At 65.6% G+C, this 21,399-nt stretch carries 16 protein-coding genes and 1 pseudogene; 6 read left to right on the top strand and 11 right to left on the bottom strand.

Annotation, left to right across the window (positions count from 1 at the left end):
- Positions 1–3 precede the first annotated feature (3 nt).
- Complete coding sequence (locus ACGLYG10_RS02865; RefSeq protein WP_073327652.1) at positions 4–819, top strand: class I fructose-bisphosphate aldolase; 816 nt, start codon at positions 4–6, stop codon at positions 817–819.
- A gap of 5 nt (positions 820–824) precedes the next feature.
- Complete coding sequence (locus ACGLYG10_RS02870) at positions 825–2,369, top strand: FGGY-family carbohydrate kinase (protein ID WP_073327653.1); 1,545 nt, start codon at positions 825–827, stop codon at positions 2,367–2,369.
- Positions 2,370–2,672: 303 nt separating this feature from the next.
- On the opposite strand, the gene ACGLYG10_RS02875 is transcribed toward ACGLYG10_RS02870, so the two are convergent.
- From ACGLYG10_RS02875 to ACGLYG10_RS02905, 8 genes and pseudogenes are all read right to left on the bottom strand, one after another.
- Positions 2,673–3,380, bottom strand: coding sequence for a YesL family protein (locus ACGLYG10_RS02875; protein ID WP_073327655.1), 708 nt, complete (start codon positions 3,378–3,380; stop codon positions 2,673–2,675).
- Positions 3,381–3,409: 29 nt separating this feature from the next.
- Positions 3,410–4,360 carry a carbohydrate ABC transporter permease gene (locus tag ACGLYG10_RS02880; protein ID WP_073327657.1) on the bottom strand — a complete coding sequence of 317 codons (951 nt, stop codon included), beginning with the start codon at positions 4,358–4,360 and terminating at the stop codon, positions 3,410–3,412.
- A 13-nt stretch (positions 4,361–4,373) separates the two neighbouring features.
- Positions 4,374–5,327 (bottom strand): ABC transporter permease, encoded by a 954-nt coding sequence (locus tag ACGLYG10_RS02885; RefSeq protein ID WP_073327658.1) that lies wholly within the window; start codon positions 5,325–5,327, stop codon positions 4,374–4,376.
- Complete coding sequence (locus tag ACGLYG10_RS02890) at positions 5,324–6,952, bottom strand: type 2 periplasmic-binding domain-containing protein (RefSeq protein ID WP_211482958.1); 1,629 nt, start codon at positions 6,950–6,952, stop codon at positions 5,324–5,326. The genes ACGLYG10_RS02885 and ACGLYG10_RS02890 overlap by 4 nt, the downstream gene beginning before the upstream one ends.
- 65 nt (positions 6,953–7,017) lie before the next feature.
- Entirely contained in the window at positions 7,018–8,976 is a 1,959-nt protein-coding gene (locus ACGLYG10_RS02895; protein WP_083565341.1) for a glycoside hydrolase family 127 protein, read from the bottom strand.
- Positions 8,977–9,118: 142 nt separating this feature from the next.
- On the bottom strand, positions 9,119–9,967 hold the full coding sequence (locus tag ACGLYG10_RS02900; RefSeq protein WP_240038133.1) for a LacI family DNA-binding transcriptional regulator: 849 nt from the start codon (positions 9,965–9,967) through the stop codon (positions 9,119–9,121).
- 3 nt (positions 9,968–9,970) lie between these two features.
- A pseudogene (locus tag ACGLYG10_RS16935) lies at positions 9,971–10,126 on the bottom strand (LacI family DNA-binding transcriptional regulator); the annotation flags it as partial.
- Positions 10,126–11,166, bottom strand: a complete 1,041-nt coding sequence (locus ACGLYG10_RS02905) for a LacI family DNA-binding transcriptional regulator (RefSeq protein ID WP_073327662.1) — start codon at positions 11,164–11,166, stop codon at positions 10,126–10,128. The pseudogene ACGLYG10_RS16935 and the gene ACGLYG10_RS02905, both read right to left, overlap by 1 nt.
- Before the next feature lie 195 nt (positions 11,167–11,361).
- Here ACGLYG10_RS02905 and ACGLYG10_RS02910 point away from each other — a divergent pair, with 195 nt between their 5' ends.
- Both ACGLYG10_RS02910 and ACGLYG10_RS02915 read left to right on the top strand, forming a co-directional pair.
- The gene (locus ACGLYG10_RS02910; protein ID WP_073327664.1) at positions 11,362–12,663 is read left to right on the top strand and encodes a glycoside hydrolase family 27 protein; all 1,302 of its coding nucleotides are present in this window, start codon (positions 11,362–11,364) and stop codon (positions 12,661–12,663) included.
- A gap of 33 nt (positions 12,664–12,696) precedes the next feature.
- Entirely contained in the window at positions 12,697–14,742 is a 2,046-nt protein-coding gene (locus ACGLYG10_RS02915; RefSeq protein WP_073327665.1) for a glycoside hydrolase family 31 protein, read from the top strand.
- A gap of 271 nt (positions 14,743–15,013) precedes the next feature.
- On the opposite strand, the gene ACGLYG10_RS02920 is transcribed toward ACGLYG10_RS02915, so the two are convergent.
- From ACGLYG10_RS02920 to ACGLYG10_RS02930, 3 genes are all read right to left on the bottom strand, one after another.
- Complete coding sequence (locus ACGLYG10_RS02920; RefSeq protein ID WP_073327667.1) at positions 15,014–15,847, bottom strand: carbohydrate ABC transporter permease; 834 nt, start codon at positions 15,845–15,847, stop codon at positions 15,014–15,016.
- Positions 15,844–16,707, bottom strand: coding sequence for a carbohydrate ABC transporter permease (locus ACGLYG10_RS02925; protein ID WP_073327668.1), 864 nt, complete (start codon positions 16,705–16,707; stop codon positions 15,844–15,846). Before ACGLYG10_RS02925 ends, ACGLYG10_RS02920 begins: the two co-directional genes overlap by 4 nt.
- Positions 16,708–16,811: 104 nt before the next feature.
- Entirely contained in the window at positions 16,812–18,074 is a 1,263-nt protein-coding gene (locus ACGLYG10_RS02930; protein WP_073327670.1) for an ABC transporter substrate-binding protein, read from the bottom strand.
- Between the two features lie 138 nt (positions 18,075–18,212).
- Between ACGLYG10_RS02930 and ACGLYG10_RS02935 the strand changes: the two genes are divergently transcribed.
- Both ACGLYG10_RS02935 and ACGLYG10_RS02940 read left to right on the top strand, forming a co-directional pair.
- The gene (locus tag ACGLYG10_RS02935; RefSeq protein WP_073327671.1) at positions 18,213–19,220 is read left to right on the top strand and encodes a LacI family DNA-binding transcriptional regulator; all 1,008 of its coding nucleotides are present in this window, start codon (positions 18,213–18,215) and stop codon (positions 19,218–19,220) included.
- 123 nt (positions 19,221–19,343) lie between these two features.
- On the top strand, positions 19,344–20,894 hold the full coding sequence (locus ACGLYG10_RS02940; RefSeq protein ID WP_244542538.1) for an alpha-N-arabinofuranosidase: 1,551 nt from the start codon (positions 19,344–19,346) through the stop codon (positions 20,892–20,894).
- Positions 20,895–21,399: the final 505 nt, after the last annotated feature.

Consider the following 21,399-nt stretch of genomic DNA (forward strand, 5'->3'; position numbering starts at 1 on the left):
TCCATGTCCCTGATCATCATCTCGAAGGAGAACACCATCATGACAACGAATTGTCTCAGAACCCGTCGCCTTTTCGACCAGAGCTCCGGCAGATCCTTTATGGTTGCGCTGGACCGAACGCTCGGCGTCGGCGTAGAGCCATTCACTGAGTCCCCTGGCACTCTCATACAATCGGTCATCGAGGGCGGAGCAGACGCAATGCTGCTGAGCCCCGGCCTCATAAAACAGTTTGGCATGCTTGCCGCCTTCCACGGAGGCCCCGTCCTAGTAGCGAGAATCGACTATCCCTTCATGTATGAGTCCACGCAAGGCAAGGGCGAGGAATTCAGACTCATTGCTTCAGTAGAAGAAGTTGTTGCACTCGGGGCTGACGCCGTTGTCATGTTCCTGACCACCCTGGTCGAGGAACGCCGCGTCTTCGCAGACAACGCAGCCGCCGTGGGACGCGTCGCGCGGGAATGTCGTCGGCTCGGTATCCCGCTGATCGTGGAGGCTGTGCCGTGGGGAAAGGCCTCCACCGACCATCACGACCCTGCCACGGTAATCCAAAGCGCTCGCATTGCCGCTGAACTCGGCGCAGACATCGTCAAAACAGAGAACCTCGACGACGCGGAGCAAATGCACAGGCTAGTCACTTCATGTCCGGTACCCGTACTCATGCTAGGAGGCCCCAGCCTCCCACTCGACCAACTATTGGAGCGCACGAGTCGCGGCCTCGCAAGCGGCGCGAAGGGCGTTGTCTTCGGGCGCAATGCCTGGCAGCGAACCGACGCAGCCGAAGCCATGAGTGCGCTCCGCGCGCTGGTCCACGAGGGGTAACCCTGATGGCGCGTTCCTCTCGCAACGTACTAATTGGCCTCGACGCAGGCGGAAGCTATGTAAAGGCGACCGCATTCGACCTGGCCAACGGCCACTCGGCGACCTTCAAGCGCTCCGTCGGCACGAGCCACCCACGACCGGGCCACAACGAGCGCGACGCTGAACTCCTGTGGATGCGAGCTGCTGAGGTGATCCGCTCCGCAGTTGAGGCTGTTCCGCATGGCCGTGACCGGGTTGCCGCGGTAGGCGTCACCGCTCACGGCAACGGCCTATACCTGGTGGATGAATACGGCGTACCTACACGGGCCTCGATCCAGGCCTCCGACACGCGTGCTGCCGACCTCGTACACCGATGGGCAGTCAACGGGGTACCTGAGCAATTGCGGGAACAGGTATGGAACGACCTGTGGCCGGGTCAGCCGGGCCCTCTGCTCGCATGGTTGGCTCGTCACGAGCCCGATACCTTACGGCGGTCAAGTGCCGCGCTCATGTGCGGCGATTACCTGCGCGCAAGGCTGACGGGCACGCTCCAAGGAGAGCTGACCACATGGAGTTGTAATGGTCTTCTGGACTCAAGCAACCTCAGTATCTCCGATGCCGCACTCTGCTCCTATGAAATCGAGGACCTTAAGCGACTGCTGCCGCCCCTTGTAACCCACGACATGCTGGTCGGGCCGATTACGTGTGAGGCCGCCAAGCTCACGGGGCTGCCTGAAGGCACCCCGGTCTCCGCGGGCGTAGTCGACAACGTAGCGCTCCAACTCGGCGCCGGCGTCACGGACGGGACTCACATCCTAGTGGGTGCAGGAACCTGGTCGATCAACCAACTTCTCGTCCCCCAGGACCAAATGACGATATCCGGGGCGCTGGGAGCAGTCTCGCCGTATGCGGCCTGCCTGGCGGTCCCGACCGGCATGGCACTGCTCATAGAAGCGTCAGCGACGTCGGCCTCAACGCTTACCTGGGCACTGGATCATGTCCAGCGCGGGCCCTCAATTGAGGCTGATCGCCTGGGGATCAATGTCTACGACCACGTCCTCGAAGCCGTGCGCGACCTGACCCCAGATCCAAACGGCCCTATGTTCATCCCATACCTGGACGGATCCAGGCAGTCCGCCGGTGCCCGAGGCGCCTGGCTCGGCTTATCGTCAAGCGATACCGACTACACCATGCTCAAGGCGGTTGTTGAGGGGATCTGCTTGGAGCACCGGCGTCACGTCGGAGCCCTTGCCGCCGCCAGTAGCCCGACAACTCCGCTGCGGCTGGCGGGCGGAGCCGCCCGGTCCCGCATCTGGTCCCAGTTATTCGCGGATGTCTCCGGACGAGTCGTCGAGGTCTCGCCCGTCGAAGAGATCGGCGCGGTGGGGGCAGCCATCATCGCCGGCGTAGCGACTGACGAGTTCGCATCACTTGACGCCGGCATTGAGCATCTCAACCCCCATCACGAGACCTTCGCCCCCGACCCGGAACGTGCCGCGTTCTACTCCAAGCGATTCGCGCGGTACTCGCGGTGGGTTAACCGCATCGAGGAGGATCCCTGGGCTGGTTGAATGTCTTTACCAACTCTTCAGGTTTGAGGGTGTGGTCGCGGGACGAGATCGTTCGGGCGGCCTGTGGCGGTCGTTCGTAGTCGGGCGCTAGAGGACGTGCCCGGGCTGAAGCGGTCATGCTCGATCGGACCCCGTTGATCGAATGCGATCTCTTCGTTCCAATCCCTCGACACCCGCGAGAGCTCGGAACACACGAGTACGTTTCCGCCACACGGGTCCGCTCTGTCGCCCGCGACACCCCACGTGTACCCGCCATCTAGCCGATGCCGTTCCAACCAGTACACGCGCAGCCCCCGAGAGCGGTCACGGCTCCGCCAGCGCCCGGATGGCCGCCTCGGCGTCGACGTCGTCGGGATCGTCATAAGGCACCGCCGACTCGGGCAGGGGGAGGACTCCGGAATGCCAGTACAACCAGGAGACGCACCAGGCGGGCAGGGCCACGCCGAAGACCGGGATCAGCCCAGGACACGCGCGCCACAACCACAGCCATCCCGCCACGACGGCCAGCACCGTCAGCGAGTGCGCCGGACGCGACAGTGCCAACACCACCACCAGCTTGGTCACCCGCGGCAGGGGCTCATCGAAGTGAACCGCCACCGGCCAAACGATGAACGTCACCGCCGCCCAGAGCACGCTGAGCACCACCACGATCCCAGAGAACCAAGGCGTGACCCCGCCGATGCCGCCCCGCAGTACCAGCCGGTCGAGACCGAACACGACCCAACCCACGAGCACCACGCCGCCGATCGCCTGCGCACGCCAGAACTCCTGACGCCACACCCGCCAGAACTCCTGCCACAGGCCGGGCCGCTCGGCGACGACCAAATTGCGCGTATCCAAGGCCTGATTGAGCAGGTCCCGTCGAATGACGGCGTTGAGAGCCATAGTCGCCGGTGCCGCACCGAGAATGACCCCGCCGGCGACCACGCCCAGCAGCCAGACCAGGTGCAGGACGAACAGGCGTCCTACTAGCTCGCCGATGCGTACGTGCCACCCCACGAGGGCGGGCATAAGGCGCCCCCGTGGGGCGGGCCGGCCACTCATCCCTTCACCGCTCCGATCAGCACACCCTTCTCGAAGTACTTCTGCAGGAAGGGATATACGACGATGACGGGCAGGGTAGACACCACGATCACCCCATACTTGATCTGGTCGGCGTATCGCTGCGCGTAAGCGCCTCCCGACCCGCCGCCACCGCCGGCCCCGCCGGAGAAGGCCTGGTTGGACAGCAGGATGTCTCGCAGGACGATCTGCAGCGGCTGCTTGGCGTAGTCACGGACGAAGATGAGCCCGGTGAAGAAGTCATTCCAGTGCTGCACCAGGTAGTACAGCCCGATCACCGAGATGATTGCCTTCGACAGCGGCAGCGCGATGGTGCCGAAGAACCTGAAGTAGTCCGCGCCGTCAAGCGTCGCCGCCTCGTAGAGCTCCTCGGGTAGGGAGTTTTCGAAGAAGGAACGGGCGATGATCAGGTTGTAGACGTTGACCGCCGAAGGCAGGATGAACACCAGCCAGTTGTCCAGCAGCCCAAGGTCCTTGTAGAGCAGATACGTTGGAATGAGCCCGCCGCTGAAGAACATGGTGAAGGCGAAGAACAGCATGAGCGGGCGCCGCGGGCGGAACTCCCTGCGCGACAGCGCGAAGGCCGCGGGCAGTGTGACCGCCAGGTTCAAGGCCGTACCCACCGCCGTGTACACGATCGTGTTACGGTACCCGGTCCAGATACGCGCGTCGCCGAGTATCTGTTCGTACCCGAACAGGCTCAGGCGTTTGGGAAGCAAGACGACTTGTCCGGCGGCCACGGCACCCGAGTCACTGATGGACGCGATCAGGACGAAGTAGATCGGATACAGGGTCGCGAACACTACAAGCGCGCATGCCAGCAGCACGCCGAGGTCGAACAGCCTCTCCCCCGACGACCAGCGCCGACGCCGAGAGTGAGGTCGCCGTGCCCTGCGGGATCGACCCGATGAGAGCGATGTGGTGGTCATGTCTCCTCCTTCGTCACCACAGGCTCGTATCCGACACCCGCTTCGCGATGCGGTTGGCAAGCACGAGGAAGGTGAAGTTGATGAGCGTGTTGAACAGGCCGATGGCAGTCGAGTAGCTGAATTGGCTGCTGAGAATGCCGATCTTGTAGGTGTAGGTCGAGATGACCTCGGAGATCGGCAGGTTCAGGGTGTTCTGCATCAGGAACACCTTTTCGAAGCCGGTGTTGAGTACGTTGCCCATGTTGAGAATGAGCAGGATGATCATCGTGGGCACGAGGGCCGGTATATCCACGTGGCGTATGAGTTGCCACCGGTTGGCGCCGTCGATTCGGGCGGCCTCGTAAAGCTGGGTGTTGACCCCCGCGAGCGCTGCCAGATAGATAATCGAGTTCCATCCGGCGTGCTGCCAGATGTCAGACAGGACATAGACCGGGACGAAGCTGCCCGTGTCTCCCAGGAAGTTGGTGCCGGAAATACCAATGGACGCCAGTAGCCGTGTAAGCAGGCCGTCGCTGGGAGACAGGAACACCTGCAGCATGCCCACGATCACCACCACGGAGATGAAGTGAGGCAGATAGGTGATGGTCTGGACCCAGCGCTTGATGCGCGAGCGCATCAACTGGTTGATTAACAGCGCGAGGATGATCGGTGCGATGAATCCCAGCACAAGCGTGGTTATCGAGATCAGCACGGTGTTGCGCATCAGGGTGGCGAACATCGGGGAATCGAAGAACTGCTGGAAATACTTCAACCCCACGAACCTGCCGCCGGTCAGGCCGGCAGTGAAGTCGAATTCCCGAAAGGCCAGCTGAATGCCGTACATGGGAACGTAGGCGAAGACCAGAACGAAGGCGGTGGCCGGCAGTACCATGGCCCACAGTTGCCAATAGCGCTTGAGGTGTCTGGCCAGGCCATGCCCGGAACGTCCCGCCGGGGCGCCGGCGCGTTTCACTACTGCGGTACTCATTGCTTCGAAGCCATGTAGTCGTCGTAGTACTGCTGCATCTTGGCGATGTTGTCCTCGATGCCCGACGCCTTGACGGTGGCGAGGTAGTCGTCCCACTGCTCCTCGACCCCGCCGTTGGTGATCCAATCGGCGAACTTGGTCTGGGTGGTGTTGAGCATGGTGGTGTTGACCAGCGCCATGGCGCTGATGTCCTCGGCGGTCATCTTGATGAACTGGGTGGGGTACACGTCCTTCTCCAGATCCATGTTGTCGATGGCGGGCTGCAGGGGGACGGTCTCGTCGATGGCCTCCTGCAGGTCCGTGGGCAGTTCCACGGTGATGTCGTCACGGATCCACATGGGACCGTTGTCCGCCAGCGTGGAGGTCCATTTCCAGGTCGAGGGGTCGGTGCCGTCCTCGGCCGGCAGGACCTTATAGGTGCTCTCATCGACTTTCTCAATGTTTGGACCAATGTCTCCGAAGAGCACTTGCAGGCTCATCTCCTGGTCGTAGAAGGCGTTGAGGACCTTCAGGGCGGCCTCCTTGTTCGGGGTGGAGGCTGAGACCACGATTTGGTTGGCGGGGAAGTTCTCACCGAATCCGTCGTAGCTCCAGGCCACGGGAGCGGTCTGTCCTGCCTTCTGTGCGAGTACGGGCATGGCCTCGTACTGCTCGTAGATCTCGGGACCGAAGCGGTCGGAGCGGGTCCAGCCCCAGGTGAACCCGACCGTGGCGACGCCGTCCCCCGGCCCGCGAGCGGCGGACTGGTAGGCCGAGTAGTCCTGGGTCAGCACCTCTTCGGAGATCAGCCCCGCCGCATAGCACTTGGACAAGAAGACCATGACGTCGCGGTAGCGCTCGTCGATGAGGAAATTGGAGACCTTGCCGTCCTGGAGGAAGTAGCCCTGGCCGCCGCCCGAGGACAGTGGCAGGCCGGTGGACCCGAGCAATAGTACGGATTGGAAGTAGCCGAAGCCCGTGGTGCCCACCGGGCTCCAGTCCATGGGGATCACCTTCGCCCCGGTCCCGGTCGGATCGCCCTCCTTGAAGGCGACAAGTACGTCGTACAGCTCGTCCCAGGTTGTGGGCATTTCCAGACCCAGCGCATCCAGCCACTGGCGGTTGATGTACTGGTGCTGAACGGTAGGCGGCCAGAAGCGCTTGTACCCGGGGACGGCGTAGATCGCACCGCTGCTCTGGGTGGCCAGGGCCGTGAGTTCCGGCTTCGCCGCCAGCATTTCCTTGACGTTGGGAATGGCGTCGAGATCGTCGGAGAGATCCTCGAAGAGCGTGCCGTAGGTGGCCAGGTCGGAGTCCGAGATGGCTCCAGTGCCTACGATCAGATCGGGCACATCGCCTGCGGCGAGCATCGTGGATTTCTTCTGATCCCAGTCGGCGGAGACCTCTTCCCAGGCGATGGGAATACCCGCGACGTCCTCGAGCTGCTTCGTCCACGCCATCTGGGCCATGGGCTTGGTGAGGGGGTGCTTAAGCACGAGGATGCGAAGCTGGTTGGAGCCACCCGATCCGGATCCGCTGCTGCAGGCGGCGAGCGTGCCGCCTGCAGCGGTGACGGCGGTGGCCGCTGCCAGGCTCCGCAGCATGGTGCGTCGGCTGAACGCGGGCACACGTGTACAGGTGTTCATGGTTCTCTCCTTTGAGTGAGGGTTGTGGGATGGACAAATGCGGAAGGGCGTGGATCTCAGCAGGGTCAGATGGTCGGAATCCATACGCGCATGGCACCGGGGCCGCGGTTGCCCCAGGTGGAGAAGGGCACAAGTTCCGCCTCCACGTTTCGTGAGGGCTCGGCCGGCTCGACCCATGAAGCCGGGCGGTAAAGCCGATCATCGGGATCACGCACCGCCAGACTCACCCGCAGTACGGGGGCCGGACCAGTCGTCGTCGGTGGTAGCTCAGCGACATCCGGCGGCCCGGGCAGGAAAACGTCATCGGCGGCGATTTCCTCCGGCAGGTCCACCTGCTCCAGGCAGTACAGGATCGGCCCCCGCTCGAGGGCGACGGCACCGCGTACGGCGTCCACACGGTGGTTGGCGGCAATCCAGCGGGGACGGAGCGGGAGCTGCAGGGTAGCGCCGTCGACGTCGTCGGCCGGGATCTGGATGTAGCCGTGGGCTTGCTCGGCCTCGGACACCGGGCGTTGTTTCCCTCCCACGCGCAGGGTGATGCCGTCCGCCCAGACCGGGATGCGTACCTGCACCGCCGTTCCAGGAGGTAGGGCGCCACCCACGACGTGCAGGGAGATCTCACCGTCGGCGGGGTAGCGAGTACGGATTACCAGCACGCCGCCGCCGAGCGATTCGGGCAGCTCGATCTCGCAGGCGAGAAGTTGGTGCAGTTCCAGCGCGGGCCCGTCCGGGGCCTGCCGGACGGTGGCCACGTACGCACCGGCCTGGGCGATGGTGCGGGCGATGTTGGGCGGGCAGCAGGCGCAGGCGTACCAGGGCTGCCGCTGCGCGGGGGCGTTCTCCTCGCTGAAGCGGTCGGGACGTCGCTGCATGGGGTTGGAGTAGAAGAAGCGGGTGCCGCTCTCATCCACCGACGCGGCCAGGGCGTTGTAGAGCTCGCGCTCCATGACATCGGCGTAGCGGCGGTCCTCGCCGGCCAGCAGCATGCGCCAGGTCCAGTGCAGGTCCGCGATGGTGGCGCAGGTCTCGGCGTAGGCCCGGTCGGCCGGCAGCTCGTAGTCGTTTCCGAAGGACTCGTCGCGGTGGCGGGAGCCGAAGGCACCGGACAGGTACATCTTGCGCTCGTGGACGCGTTCCCATTGCGCTCGCATGACGTCGTGTAGCGCCGACTCACCGGTTTCCAGGAACAGGTCGGTGACACCGGCGTTCAGATACAGCTGGCGGACCGCGTGGCCGGTGGGGTCGACGGCCTCACGCACGCGCGCGTGGTCCTGGTAGTAGCGACGTCCGAAGCCCTCATCGGGGAGGATGTCGTGGCCGCGCTGGTTGATCAGGTGCTCGGCCAGGTGCAGCCAGCGGGCCTCGCCCGTGTGGCGGTGAAGCTCGATGAGTGCGGTCTCGATCTCGGGGTGCCCCGGGATGCCGTCCTCACGGCCCGGGCCGAAGCGGCGGTCCACCAGGGCGGCAAAACGGATCGCGACCCGGAGCAGTTCGTCCCGTCCAGCCGCCCGGTCCAGGGCGACAGCCGCCTGGATCAGGTGCCCGAGCACGTACATCTCGTGGTTACGCTCCAGCTCGGCGAAGCGCTTGTCCGGGCGAACGCCCTGAATCCAGGTGTGCAGATAGCCGGTCGGCTCCTGCACGCGGGCGATCAGCGCGATGGCCTCGTCGAGCCAGGCGTCGAAGTCGTGGGTGCCGGAGCGGGCGATCTCCCAGGCGACGGCCTCGATGACCTTGTACAGGTCCGAGTCGGCGAAGACGAAGCCACGGTAGGGGGCGCCGGACTCGCCGATCACGCGCCGGAAGTTGTCCATGACGCCGGAGACCTCCAGCTGCTCGATGCAGTGGGGAATAGTGCGGGAAGCATTGCGCTCCTGCCAGCGCCCCAGAGGGCTCTCGGGGGAGATGCGGACCGCGTCGATGCCGAGCGGGGCACGGCCGACGGGGCGGGCGTGCGGGCCCGGGGCGGCCGGAGCACACAGACAGGCCGAAGAGGCGGTCTGCTGCAAATCGAGTGGCGCCATTGTCAACTCCTCATTGCTGTTGTGACATGTCCATCATGACCGCCTGATTAAACGTTGTCAACCGCGATCAAGTGATTCAGGGCACACCTTGTCGTCGATGTGGGCGTCGCACCAGGCAGAGGAGCGGCGGTGCGCAGAAGGTTCAGCGACTGGAGCCGCGCACGATCAAGGTGGTCGGCGCCTCTGCGGGCGCCCCGGGCGCCTCACCCTGTAGCTGCGCCACGAGGCACTCCACCGCGGCACGGGCCATGGTGTCGGTTCCCGGATCGACGGTGGTGAGCGACGGAACGGTGAACTCGCCCTCGACGGTGTTGTCGAAGCCGGTCACCGCGACATCCCGGGGGACCGCGACTCCGGCCGCCTGCAGAGCGCGCAGGGCACCGATGGCCACGGCATCATTGATGCACATCAGCGCGTCGAAGCGGATCCCCGAGCGCAGCAGGCCGATTGTCGACTCCAGGCCGGTGTCCCTGCGGTCCCAGTCCTCGCCCCGCACGATCAGGGCCGGATCGACATCGATACCCGCCTCCTGCAGCGCGAAGCGGTAGGCCTCCAAACGTGGCCCGCCATCGCCGTCCATCTGGGCCATGTAGGCGATGCGGCTACGGCCGACGGAGACCAGGTGTCGGGCTGCGGCGAGGGCGCCACCGAATTCGTCCATGGCGACTCCGGCAACACCCGCCGTCGGGGTCGAACCGATTTGCACCACCGGCAGGGGAGGCCGCCGACCGGCCAACAGCGCGTCATTCAAGTGGTGGGGGCATATGAGTACGCCGTCCGCGTCCCCCGTGGACACTCCCATGACGGCGTCGCGTTCGCGCGCGGGCACATCCTCGGTCAGTCGGATCGTCGAGCGCAGGCCGCGCTGGGCGAGCTCGTCGATAAGCATCTCCGCAAGACGGGAGAAGTAGGGCTGATAGAGGTTGGGAACCACGATTGCGATCCGCCCGGATACGCCGGTGACCAATCCCCGAGCGGCCTCAGAGGGCACGTACCCGAGGGTACGCGCTGCTTGCCTGACTCGCCTCCGGGTCTGCTCGGACAATCGCGTCGTCCCGCTCTTCCCGCCTCCCGATAGCGCCGTCGACGCCGTGGCCACCGACACGCCGGCCGCCTGAGCCACATCGCGGAGCCTGACCCGCCGCTGCATCAGGACCCCTCCACCCGGGGAGACGACAACGGCCCAATCGACAGCGGGGCCGCGGAGGCGAACCCCAGCGTGGATTCGCGACGTATCAGCGTGGCCCCGACCCGTGTCATCGCCCTGTTATGCGAACCCGGCTCCCACCTCCGTTGGAGATCGTCCAGCGCAATCCTCGCAATCTCTCCGGTGGGAAAGCCGAGTGTGGTCAGCGACGGCGAGGAGAATCGTCCATCCTCGAGACCGCCGCACCCACACAGCGCGATCTGGTGCGGTACCCGCACTCCTCGACTTCTGAGCCCCGCAAGCACACCCAGGGCGAGCTCGTCATCGGCACACACGACGACGTCATGGCGGTCGAGGTCCTCCACCAGTCGTGCGGCCAGCCGGAATCCCTCCGCGCGACTGGGCACGGCATCCGTCTCCAGTACCGCCGCAGTATCCAGCGCCCGCTGCAGGGCATGAGCGAAGGCACCTGGCCGGTCCAGGCGAGGGCCGACGACCACCGGAGCCGTCAGTCTCAGCGCCCGCAGATGCCGGCTGACGACGTCGGCCGCCTGATCCAAATCCAAGCCGACACCTCCGCCGGTCGTCGGAGTGCCGTTAGCCCCGAAGGCCTCGATCCGACAGACCGGCAGAGGCCCTCCCCCCGCAGAGGAAACGTCCTCGCCATGGATTCCTCCCACCACAATCGCCCCGTCGAATGACGTCGACTGCTCGGTCAGCACTTGGACGGCGCGATTGCGATCGCGACCACACGGCTCGATGGCGGTGCGGAGCCCGCGCCGGTCCGCCTCGATCACCAATGCCTGCGCCAGCGCGGCGACCCAGCCGGAACGCAAGTCGGGAACGATGACGGCCACGGTCTCGGTGCGGCCGGTACGTAGTGTTCGCGCCAGCGCGTTGGGCTGCCAACCGAGCTGGTCGATGGCCGTCGTCACCTTGTGTCTGAGCTCGTCGCTCACATTCGGCTCACCGTTGACCACCCGGGAGACGGACTTGAGCGAAACGCCCGCCAGTTCCGCTACCTGGCGCATAGTGACAGCCATCGACTCCTCCCCTCCCGTGTCTCGCTCCCGGGGCGGCTCCATCCACCGCCGATCACACGGTATCGGGGTACAGCGGTTGCGGCAGCCCAATGCCACGCATGGCGACGGTCTCCGCACCGAACCCACCGAGCACTCTTGACAACGATTCATCACTGCTTCATGATACGGACTACATTTAGCTTCTAGGAGTCAGTGATGACACCACCAGTTTCCCCACCTGCCACCTTCCCGCCGCGCGGCTGGAACTCGTGGGACTGCTTCGGCGGGTCGGTGACCGAGGCCGAGGTTCTAGACAACGCGCGTTTCATCCACGAGCACCTGCTCGCACATGGCTGGGACACCGTCGTGGTAGACATCCAGTGGTACGAGCCGGCCCCCGGCACCGCGGACTACAACGCCCACTCGGCGGCAGTCATCGACGCCTACGGGCGTCCGCTGCCCGCCGAGAACCGTTTTCCCTCGGCGGCGGGTGGAGCCGGGTTCGGACCGCTGGCGGAGGCGATCCACGCCCTGGGATTGCGCTTCGGCGTGCACCTCATGCGGGGCATCCCGCGCCGAGCCGTCGCCGCGAACACCCCGATCCTCGGCACTGCCTACACCGCCCGGGACGTTGCCACTCCCCCATCCGACCGCTGCCCCTGGAACCCGGACAACGAGGGTGTGCAGCCGGATCACCCCGGTTCCCAGGCCTGGTACGACTCGCTGCTCGCACTCCTGGCCACCTGGGGTGTGGACTTCGTCAAGGTCGACGACGTGCTCTACCCGCCCATCCGCCGCCCCGACATCGCCATGATCCACCGCGCGATCAAGCGCTCCGGCCGCGACATCACGCTCAGCCTGTCTCCGGGGCGCGAGCTGTCGCTTGAGCACGCCGACTTCCTACGCGAGCACGCCCAGATGTGGCGGGTCTCGGACGACCTGTGGGACGACTGGGAAGCAGTCGTGGAACAGTTCCAACGGGCCACACGCTGGGCCGCAGTACAGAGCGACGACGGGGTCGGGGACCTGGACATGCTGCCTCTGGGGCGAATTGGTCTACGCGCGCATGTCGGCGAACCGCGGCACTCGCGCCTGAACCTCGACGAGCAACGCACCATGCTGACGCTGTGGAGCATTGCACGCTCCCCGCTCATGATGGGCGGGCACCTGCCGGAGTCCTCGCCGGAAACCATCGCCCTGCTCGGCAACGACGTCGTGCTCGCCCTGGGTGAGCGGGGCGCCGACTGCCGTGAGATCATCCGCGACGGCGACCTCGTGGTCTGGCGCTCCACGCTGCGTCCGGCGCCCGGCCGGGGGGAAGGGGAACGGGAGGTCCGCGCCGTCTTCAACCTCGGCGATGAGCCCCGCACCCGCCGCCTGCACCTGGCCGATCTCGGGCTGCCCCAGACGACCCGCCACCTCACCGACCTGTGGACCAGCAAGCGCGCCGCCGTCGTCGACGGCTGGTGGGAGATGGACCTGCCCGCCCACGGCTGCGCCGTTGCCGCGGTTGCCTGAATCCGTCACGCTCTCCCACTACCGAGGACCGTCATGTCCCCCATACACGCCGCCACCACGCCGGTCTTCGAGATCGGGCCCGCCTCGATCACCTGGCGCGGCTCCGGCCAGACACTGCGCGTCGAGTCCTGGGGCGAGAGCGCCGTACGTGTGCGATGCGTCCCGGCCGGGGACCTCATCGATACCGACTGGGCGCTCCTGCCGGTGCCGGACGTGCCCACGACCGTTACCGTCGACGGGCCCGATGCCCGCCTGGTCAACGGCCGACTCACTGTGCTCGTGCACGCCGACAGCGCCTATGACGCCCAGGCGGGCTATCAGGTGTTTCGGGCCCGACTGGAGATCCGCGACAGCAACGGCCGTACCCTCCTGCGCGAGCTCGGCGACGGCGGGGCGCTCAAGCTCGTCGCCCGCAACTTCACGGCTTTGCCCGGAGGCTCCCACCATCTCCTCGCCGCCTTCGAGTCGCCCGTCGACGAGCACTTGTATGGCATGGGCCAGTACCAGCAGGAGATCCTCGACCTCAAGGGATCGACCTTCGAGCTCGCGCACCGCAACTCCCAGGCCAGCGTCCCCTTCGTCTTGTCGAGCGCCGGCTATGGCTTCCTATGGCACAACCCCGCCATCGGTCGTGCGACTTTCGCGCTTAACAGGACCGAGTGGGTGGCGAACGCCACCCACCAACTCGACTATTGGGTGACCGTGGGAGACAGCCCGGCGGAAATCTCCCGCGCCTACGCGGACGCCACCGGGCACGCACCGATGATGCCCGAGTTCGGGCTGGGCTACTGGCAATGCAAGCTGCGCTACTGGAACCAGAGCCAGTTGCTCGAGGTCGCTCGCGAGCACACGCGCCGAGGACTGTCGATCGACGTCATCGTCGCAGACTTCTTCCACTGGCCCGAGCTGGGCGACTACCACTTCGATGAGGAGATGTGGCCCAACCCGCGCGCCATGGTTGAGGAGCTGCGCGAGCTAGGCATCGAGCTAATGGTCTCCGTCTGGCCGCAAGTTTCCCCGCTCAGCGAGAACTACCCTCTGCTCGCCAAGGAGAACCTCCTCGTCCAGGCGGACCACGGCCTGCAGCCCCAGATGGCCTTCGGCGGCCCATCCCTGTTCCTCGACCCCACTAACCCGCGCACCCGCGACACCGTGTGGAAGATCTGTAAGCGCGGCTATCACGACCTGGGCATCAGGCTCTTCTGGCTCGACGAGGCGGAGCCCGAATACGGCACGTATGACTTCGAGGCCTACCGCTACCACGCCGGGCCGGTATCCGAGGTCGGAAACATCTACCCACAGGCGTTCTCCCGGCTCTTCTACGAGGGGCAGGTCTCGGCCGGGCAGGAGGACATCGTCAATCTCGTGCGCTGCGCGTGGGCGGGCTCCCAACGCTACGGCGCCCTCGTGTGGTCCGGGGACATCCCCTCCAACTGGACAAGCCTGCGCCGCCAGCTTATCGCGGGTCTGCACATGGGCGTCGCCGGCATCCCCTGGTTCACAACCGACATCGGCGGCTTCCACGGCGGCGATGCCCGCGACCCCGCCTTCCACGAGCTGCTCGTACGGTGGTTCCAGCTGTCCACGTTCTTCCCCGTGATGCGCATGCACGGCGACCGCCTGCCCTTCGAGAAGGTCACCGCCGCCGACGGTACGCCCCGTGAACACAGCGGCGCTGCGAACGAGCTGTGGAGCTTCGGGGAGAAGGTCGAAGAAATCCTCACTCGCTTCGTCTGGGTGCGCGAGCACCTACGGCCGTACACGCGCTCACTCATGCGCGAGGCGCATATCGGCGGCCAGCCGGTCATGCGCGGCATGTTCTACGAATTCCCCCACGATGACGCCTGCCGGGACTTGGCTGATCAGTACATGTTCGGCCCGGACGTCCTCGTGGCCCCTGTACTGACGCCCGGGGCGACGAGCCGCGAGGTCTACCTCCCAGCCGGGGCGTCGTGGACCCACGCCCACACCGGACAGATCCACGACGGCGGGCAGTGGGTCAACCTTGACGCCCCGCTCGGCTCCATCCCGGTTCTTCTGCGTGACGGCGCGCTGTCACATCTGATTGGGACCATCTGAGCGCCGTCGGATCCCGGGGCCGCAGTGCACCAGGACGACCGGTTCGCGATAAGGCTGATCATCGACGCGCTCGGGGTAGCCGAAACACTTCCATTGGGGTGAGAGACCAGCAGCACCCGGACGCTACGGGTGCCGGGTAGAGTTGGAGGAGGCCTGTGCCGGGAGACTCCGCGTCCCACATCAACAGCGTCGCGGTCTCCAGGAGGAACGCACGGGTGCGCCCCGCTGTAGCTGGGCGCACCCGTAGTCGTCGTCGGCAGCACCGACTCACTCATCCCTTGACGCTACCTGCAGCCAATCCGGAAACGATCCAGCGCTGGCAGAAGATGAAGAAGATGAACACCGGGATGAGCGCGATGACCGTCATGGTCATGAAGGACGGCCAGTCGGTGGCGAACTGCCCGACCGCGTTGTAGACCTGGAGCACTACCGTGCGCTTGGCGGTGGAAGAGATGAACACGTTCGGGGTCATGAAGTCGTTCCAGGTGCTCATGGTCTGGAAGACGATGACCGTGGCCAGGATCGGGCGGATGAGCGGCAGCACGATACGCCAGTAGATGGTGAAGGGGCCGGCGCCATCGAGTCGGGCGGCCTCGATGATCTCCCAAGGGAGTTTGCGCATGTAGCCGACAATCAGGAAGTAGCAGAAGACCGCCCCGGCCAGATACATGACCACCAGCCCGTTAAGGGTATTCACCAAACCGGCCTGGGCCTCCAGCCGGTACAGAGGAATGAGCGTGGCCTGCGCCGGGATGACGAAGGCGACCATGAGCACGAGTCCGACCACCGCAGTGAACCGACTTCTGCGCATGACAATGCCGTAGGCGGCCAGCGACCCGATGAACACCTGACCGGCAACACCCACCACCGTGACGTAAACGGTGTTGAGGAACGACCGGAGGACCGGCGTGGTCGCGAAGACCTTGGAGTAATTCTCCAGCGTGGGGGTGGAGGGCAGTCCCAGCGGCGAGACGGCCATGTCCTGGCTGGTCTTAAAGGTGTTGACCACGATGTAGTAGAGGGGGATTGCCGCGATCAGGGCCAGGAGGATCATGACGACGCTCCGAATCCAGTACCACAGGCGACGGCGAGCGGCGGGGCTCATGACAGGTTCCTCTCGATCCGGTTGGAGACCGCGAGCTGCGCCAGCACTATGAGCGCGACCGCGGCGGTGAAGATGACAGCCAGTGCGGAGCCGACGTCGGCGCGACCCTGCGCAATGCCCTGGACGATGATCGACTGGGTGAGCGTGTTGGTGGCAAACCCGGGGCCACCCTTGGTCAGGGTGAACGGCAGGTCGTAGACCTTCAACCCTCCGGACATCAGCAGGAAGGTGGAGACCACAATGCCGGGGGCCAGCTGTGGCAGCGTGATGTGGCGGAACTGCTGGAGCTGACCGGCGCCGTCGAGCTCGGCCTGCTCGTACAGGTCAGCAGGAATCGCCTGCAGGTAGGCCAGGTAGAGAGTGGCGTGCCAGCCTACCCCGGCCCAGACGGCCACCAGAATGACGCACACGCGTGCCGACGTCGACTGAGCGAGCCATGCCACCGCGTCCGCACCGAACAACGAGTGCAGGATGCTGTTGACCACGCCGGTATCCAGGGGCGAGAGGATGTACTGCCAGACCAGTCCGAGAATGGCCATGGAGGGTACGGACAGGAAGAAGAACAGGGAACGCACCAAGTTGCGCCCGAGGAAGCGCTTGTTGAGCACCACCGCCAGCGGAATCGCGAGCACGGTGATGAGCACCGTGGTGGCCAGGGCGAACATGATGGTGAACACCAGTCCCTGAAGCAGCGAGGGGTCGGAGAACACCGTCGCGTAGTTCTTCAGGCCCACGAACTCCACATCGGTGGAGTAGCCGGAGAAGTTCGTGAGGCTGAAGTAGAAGGTCTGCGCCAATGGGACGGCGAATAAAAGGACGAAGACGGCGATGACGGGCAGAAGAAATGCGGAGCTGGCCAAGCTCTCCGAGGCCTGGCGCCCACGCGGGCGTCGGGCCCTACCCCTGGAATTGACACGATCCGGACGGGACATCAGATTCTCCTAAGTGATTCTGCGAAAGCGGCTCACAAGGAGGCCAGCTTGGTGTCCATCCCGGCGGCGACTTGTTCCACGGTGATCTGCCCCTGCACCAACTGCTGGCACAGCGCGATGCCTTCGAGTTGGAGAGCGTCCGAGGCGTGGTCCCAGTAGTTCATGGGCAGGTAGATCTTCGAAGTCTTGAGGTAATCGTCGTAGAGGCCCTGATACTCCGGGGCCACCTCAACCGTGAAGTCCGAGGTGTTCACCAGGGTGCCGATGTGCTCGTTGGCGAGCCTGAGGCCTTCTTGCGACGCCAGGAAGGTGATGAACTTCTTGGCCGCTTCGAGTTCCTCCCCCTGTGCGGAGGCCGAGATCGCAAAGCCCGGATCCGGGGCACCAGTTGCAAAGGGCTCGCCGCCAGGTGCAGCCGGCATCGGCGAGATACCCCAGTTGAGGCCGGACGCGGCGATGTCCGCCAAGTCCCAGGGGCCGGTAATGAACATGGCGAGGTTGCCGGCGATGAAGTCCTCCTTGAGCTGCGTTCCGGTCAGCGAGACGGACTCAGCTCCGACGATGCCCTCGTCGTAGAGGCGATACCATTGCTTCATCGGCTCCGGCCACTCCTCGGCGAAGGTGGACTCGCCGGTGAAGATCTTCTTCTCCCCCCGCTCGTCGCCCGCGAGGTCGTAGCCGGCCCCCAGGAATGCTTGGAACATCGAGGGAATGTCCTGGACACTTTCGCGGTAGGGGGTTACGCCCGCACCCTTGAGCTGCTTGCACAGGTCAAGGAACTCATCCCAGGCCTGCGGGACGTCATCCGCGCCCGCCTGGGCCAACAGGTCCCGGTTGTAGACGACGCCGGCCGCCCATGCGCCGAACGAGGCGCCGTAGATTTTGCCGTCGTCCTCATACGCGCGCAGGTTCGCGTCCGCAATCGCACCCATGAACGGCTCGTCGGTCAGGTCCGCAACCAGGCCCTCACCGATGAGTTTCTCCTTGGTCTCCGGGTTGATGCGATGAACCGTGGGCTGCTGGTTGCCGGCGATACGGGTCTGGAGCGTCTGAAAGTAGCCGGCGGTGGGAGCGGAGTAGGAGAAGTCGATCGCGATGTCTGGGTTGGCGTCCTCAAAGGCATCGATAAGTGGCCGTGCCACCTCCTCGGTCTCCCATGACAGGTAGGTGATCGTGGTCTTGCCTGAGTTCCCGCCCCCGCCGCATGCGGCGAGGGTTGCCGCAATCGAGGCCATCCCGAGGCCGGCGAGGGCCTGACGACGAGAGACGGCGGTGCTGGCGATGTTGGAGATCATGGTCGGTGCTCCTTTGCACGTGACGAGCGGCACCCGCTCGATTTAACGTTACATCGGTACCATAGCGCAGTTTCCGCAGTTGTCAACAGAGCGACCGCCGCAACCCGGTAGGCTGCGGCACATAGCGAGGAGGAGCCAATGACAACTCTGGCGGACGTCGCCAAGGAGGCAGGTGTGTCGGTTATGAGCGCCTCCAACGTGCTGCGTGGTAAGCCCAACGTCTCCGCATCAATCCGCGAGCGTGTGCTCGCCGCCGCGACCAAGCTCGACTACCGGGCCAACATGGCCGCCAAGAGCCTGCGGTCCGGTCGCAGCGGCATCATCGCCCTCTGCGTTCCCCGCCTCGACATGCCCTTCAACGCCGCCTTTGCCGCGGCCGCCACGTCAGCGGCGGAGGAACACGGCGTCAGGGTGATGGTCCAGCAGACGCTTTCCGACCCCGAGCGGGAGCTCGAGATCCTGCGCGGAGCTACAGCCTCCCTGGTAGACGGCACAATCGTCTCCGCGGTCGGCGCAAGCGCCCGCGAAATCGAGGACGCCGCGAGCAGCCACGCCGTCGTCCTGTACGACGAGCGCATCCAGAACACTCAACTGGACCTTATTTCCAGCCCCAATCAGGCGGGCGGGATGGCCGCGGTCGAGCACCTCATCACCAAGGGCTGCCGCCGCATCGCCGTCTTGGGCACACACAGCGCCCCTCATGGCCGCGCCGGCGCCGATGGCCAGGACCTGCGCTGGGCCGGCGCCTTGAGTGCAGCCGAGGACAACCCACAGGTCGATCTGACCCCCATCCCCTGCGCATGGGACTGCGAGCCCGCGTACGCCGCCATGCTTTCCGCCTTGGCCGTGGGCACACCCGTCGACGGCATCTTCGCCATGACGGACTCCGTCGCACTGGGAGCCATACGCGCTCTGTCCGACCGAGACCTTCGCTGCCCCGAGGATGTGCGCATCATCGGCTTCGACGGCATCCGCGAGGGAGCCATATCCGTTCCCTCACTGTCAACCGTGGACATTGGGATAACCCAGCTGGCACGCACAGCGGTCGACATGCTCCTGACGCGCATTGAGGCACCCGCGTCGGAACTGCCCGGACGCCGGTTCACCCCCGCCTACACGCTCATCGAGAGGGAATCCTCGCGCTGAGCCCATCCAAGCCGCGGTTGAACGACCACACCCTGACATGTAACGTTACATCCATGGGACCGGTTTACCCGCCCCGTCACTCCTTACTCCCGCATGCTCAGACACACAGACCAAGGAAGTTCCATGATGTCCAGCTCTCCTGTCCCCCGCGCCGTCGTCGACCTCGATGTACCCGGCCCCACCATCTCCCGTCACATCTATGGGCACTTCGCGGAGCACCTGGGCCGCTGCATCTACGGCGGCTTTTACGTGGGCGAGAACTCCCCCATCCCCAACGTCCACGGTCTGCGCACCGACGTCATTGAAGCGCTGAGGGCGATCGCCATCCCCAACCTGCGCTGGCCCGGCGGCTGCTTCGCCGACGAGTACCACTGGCGCGACGGGATCGGCCCCAAGGATCAACGCCCCACCATGGTCAACACCAACTGGGGCGACGTTGTGGAGGACAACTCCTTCGGCACGCACGAGTTCATGGAACTGTGCGAGTTGCTTGGGGCCGACGCCTACATCACGGGCAACGTCGGCTCGGGCACGGTGCAGGAGATGAGCGAATGGGTCGACTACCTGACCCGCGAGGGGGACTCCCCCATGGCGCGCCTACGCCGGGCCAATGGCCGGGAGAAGCCGTGGCGGGTGCCGTTCTTCGGCATCGGCAACGAGCCCTGGGGCTGCGGCGGGAACATGAGCGCGCCGGTCTACGCCGCCCAGGCCCGCCGCTATGCCACCTTCGTGCGCAGCCACGGCGAGAACGAGATGGTGCGCATCGCCGGCGGGGCGAACGTCGACGACTACGCGTGGACCGACGCACTGATGCGCGACCTCGTCTGCGACACCTGCCCGCGCTCCGAGCCCGGCCCCTACCAGGCAATCAGCCTGCACTCCTACACCTTCCGCGACTCCTTCGAGGCCAAGGGTCAGGCCCGCGGTTTCAGCACCGAGGACTGGTACGCCACCTTCGCCAACGCCTGGTGGATGGAGGAACTGATCACCCGGCACTCCACGGTGATGGACCGCTACGACCCCCACCGCAAGGTGGGGCTCGTCGTCGACGAGTGGGGCGCCTGGTGGGATGCAAAGCCGGGCACCAACCCCCACTTCCTGCAGCAGGACAACACCCTGCGGGACGCGCTCATCGCCTCGCTGCACTTCGACATCTTCCACCGCCACACCGAGCGCGTCATCATGGCCAACCTGGCCCAGACGGTCAACGTGCTCCAGGCCCCGATCCTCACCAACCCGACCAGCGGCGCCATGGTGCTCACTCCCACCTACCACGTGCTGGCGATGAACCTGGGCCACCACGACGCCACTCGGCTCGACGTGCGTTGGGTGGATGATCTTCCCGCCCATGCCGACGACGGCGCCCGTCCCTTCCCGCTGGTCTCCGTCTCCGCCTCCCGTAAGGGCGACACGGCGCTCATCTCCGCAACCAACCTCGACCCCGCGGCGCCCCACACGATCCGTCTGGACTTGCGCGGTGCCGCGGCGGCGGTGGACGGTGCGCGCGTGCTGACCGCGGCCGCGCTCGACGCCTGCAACACGCCAGAGGCCCCCGACGCCGTATCACCGGCTGTGTTCTCGGACTGGTCGCTGGCGGACGGCGTGCTGGAACTGGTTATCCCACGTGCCGCCTACGTGACGGTGTCATTGGGACTAGAGCCGACGACGAACTGAGTGCGGAGCCGCGACGGCGCAAGACTCCCGCCACCGCTCGGCTGCGGCGACTCGGCTCCCGCGCCCACTCGGCTGCTGCGCCCACTCGGCTCCCGCGCCCACTCGCCTGCTGCGACCACTCGGCTCCCGCGACCACTCGCCTGCTGCGACCACTCGGCTCCCGCGACCACTCGGCTCCCGCGACGACTCGGCTGCTGCGACGACTCGGCTCCCGCGCCCACTCGCCTGCTGCGACCACTCGCCTGCTGCGACCACTCGGCTCCCGCGACCACTCGGCTCCCGCGACCACTCGGCTGCTGCGGCCGCTCATGGAACGCGCCGCCGCACGCGGTCTGTGCACGAGACTCGGTCGCCGGCCCGCTCCGTGCCCGCATCTAGGTCCTGTTGTGTAAGTGCTTGGGTGGCGGTGCGCGGTTGGGTGGTGGTGTGTGGCTGTTGAGCCTGTCAGTTGGACCGCTGTTCCCCCGTTGGACCGCTGTCCCCCCCGTTGGACCCCTGTTCCCCG

It is taken from the genome of Actinomyces glycerinitolerans, from assembly GCF_900098745.1.
GTDB classification, from domain to species: domain Bacteria; phylum Actinomycetota; class Actinomycetes; order Actinomycetales; family Actinomycetaceae; genus Actinomyces; species Actinomyces glycerinitolerans.

Coding starts and splice junctions, on each gene's coding strand:
- ACGLYG10_RS02865 (WP_073327652.1), top strand. CDS start 4: ATGTCCCTGATCATCATCTCGAAGGAGAACACCATCATGACAACGAAT.
- ACGLYG10_RS02870 (WP_073327653.1), top strand. CDS start 825: ATGGCGCGTTCCTCTCGCAACGTACTAATTGGCCTCGACGCAGGCGGA.
- ACGLYG10_RS02875 (WP_073327655.1), bottom strand. CDS start 3,380: ATGCCCGCCCTCGTGGGGTGGCACGTACGCATCGGCGAGCTAGTAGGA.
- ACGLYG10_RS02880 (WP_073327657.1), bottom strand. CDS start 4,360: ATGACCACCACATCGCTCTCATCGGGTCGATCCCGCAGGGCACGGCGA.
- ACGLYG10_RS02885 (WP_073327658.1), bottom strand. CDS start 5,327: ATGAGTACCGCAGTAGTGAAACGCGCCGGCGCCCCGGCGGGACGTTCC.
- ACGLYG10_RS02890 (WP_211482958.1), bottom strand. CDS start 6,952: ATGAACACCTGTACACGTGTGCCCGCGTTCAGCCGACGCACCATGCTG.
- ACGLYG10_RS02895 (WP_083565341.1), bottom strand. CDS start 8,976: ATGGCGCCACTCGATTTGCAGCAGACCGCCTCTTCGGCCTGTCTGTGT.
- ACGLYG10_RS02905 (WP_073327662.1), bottom strand. CDS start 11,166: ATGGCTGTCACTATGCGCCAGGTAGCGGAACTGGCGGGCGTTTCGCTC.
- ACGLYG10_RS02910 (WP_073327664.1), top strand. CDS start 11,362: ATGACACCACCAGTTTCCCCACCTGCCACCTTCCCGCCGCGCGGCTGG.
- ACGLYG10_RS02915 (WP_073327665.1), top strand. CDS start 12,697: ATGTCCCCCATACACGCCGCCACCACGCCGGTCTTCGAGATCGGGCCC.
- ACGLYG10_RS02920 (WP_073327667.1), bottom strand. CDS start 15,847: ATGAGCCCCGCCGCTCGCCGTCGCCTGTGGTACTGGATTCGGAGCGTC.
- ACGLYG10_RS02930 (WP_073327670.1), bottom strand. CDS start 18,074: ATGATCTCCAACATCGCCAGCACCGCCGTCTCTCGTCGTCAGGCCCTC.
- ACGLYG10_RS02935 (WP_073327671.1), top strand. CDS start 18,213: ATGACAACTCTGGCGGACGTCGCCAAGGAGGCAGGTGTGTCGGTTATG.
- ACGLYG10_RS02940 (WP_244542538.1), top strand. CDS start 19,344: ATGATGTCCAGCTCTCCTGTCCCCCGCGCCGTCGTCGACCTCGATGTA.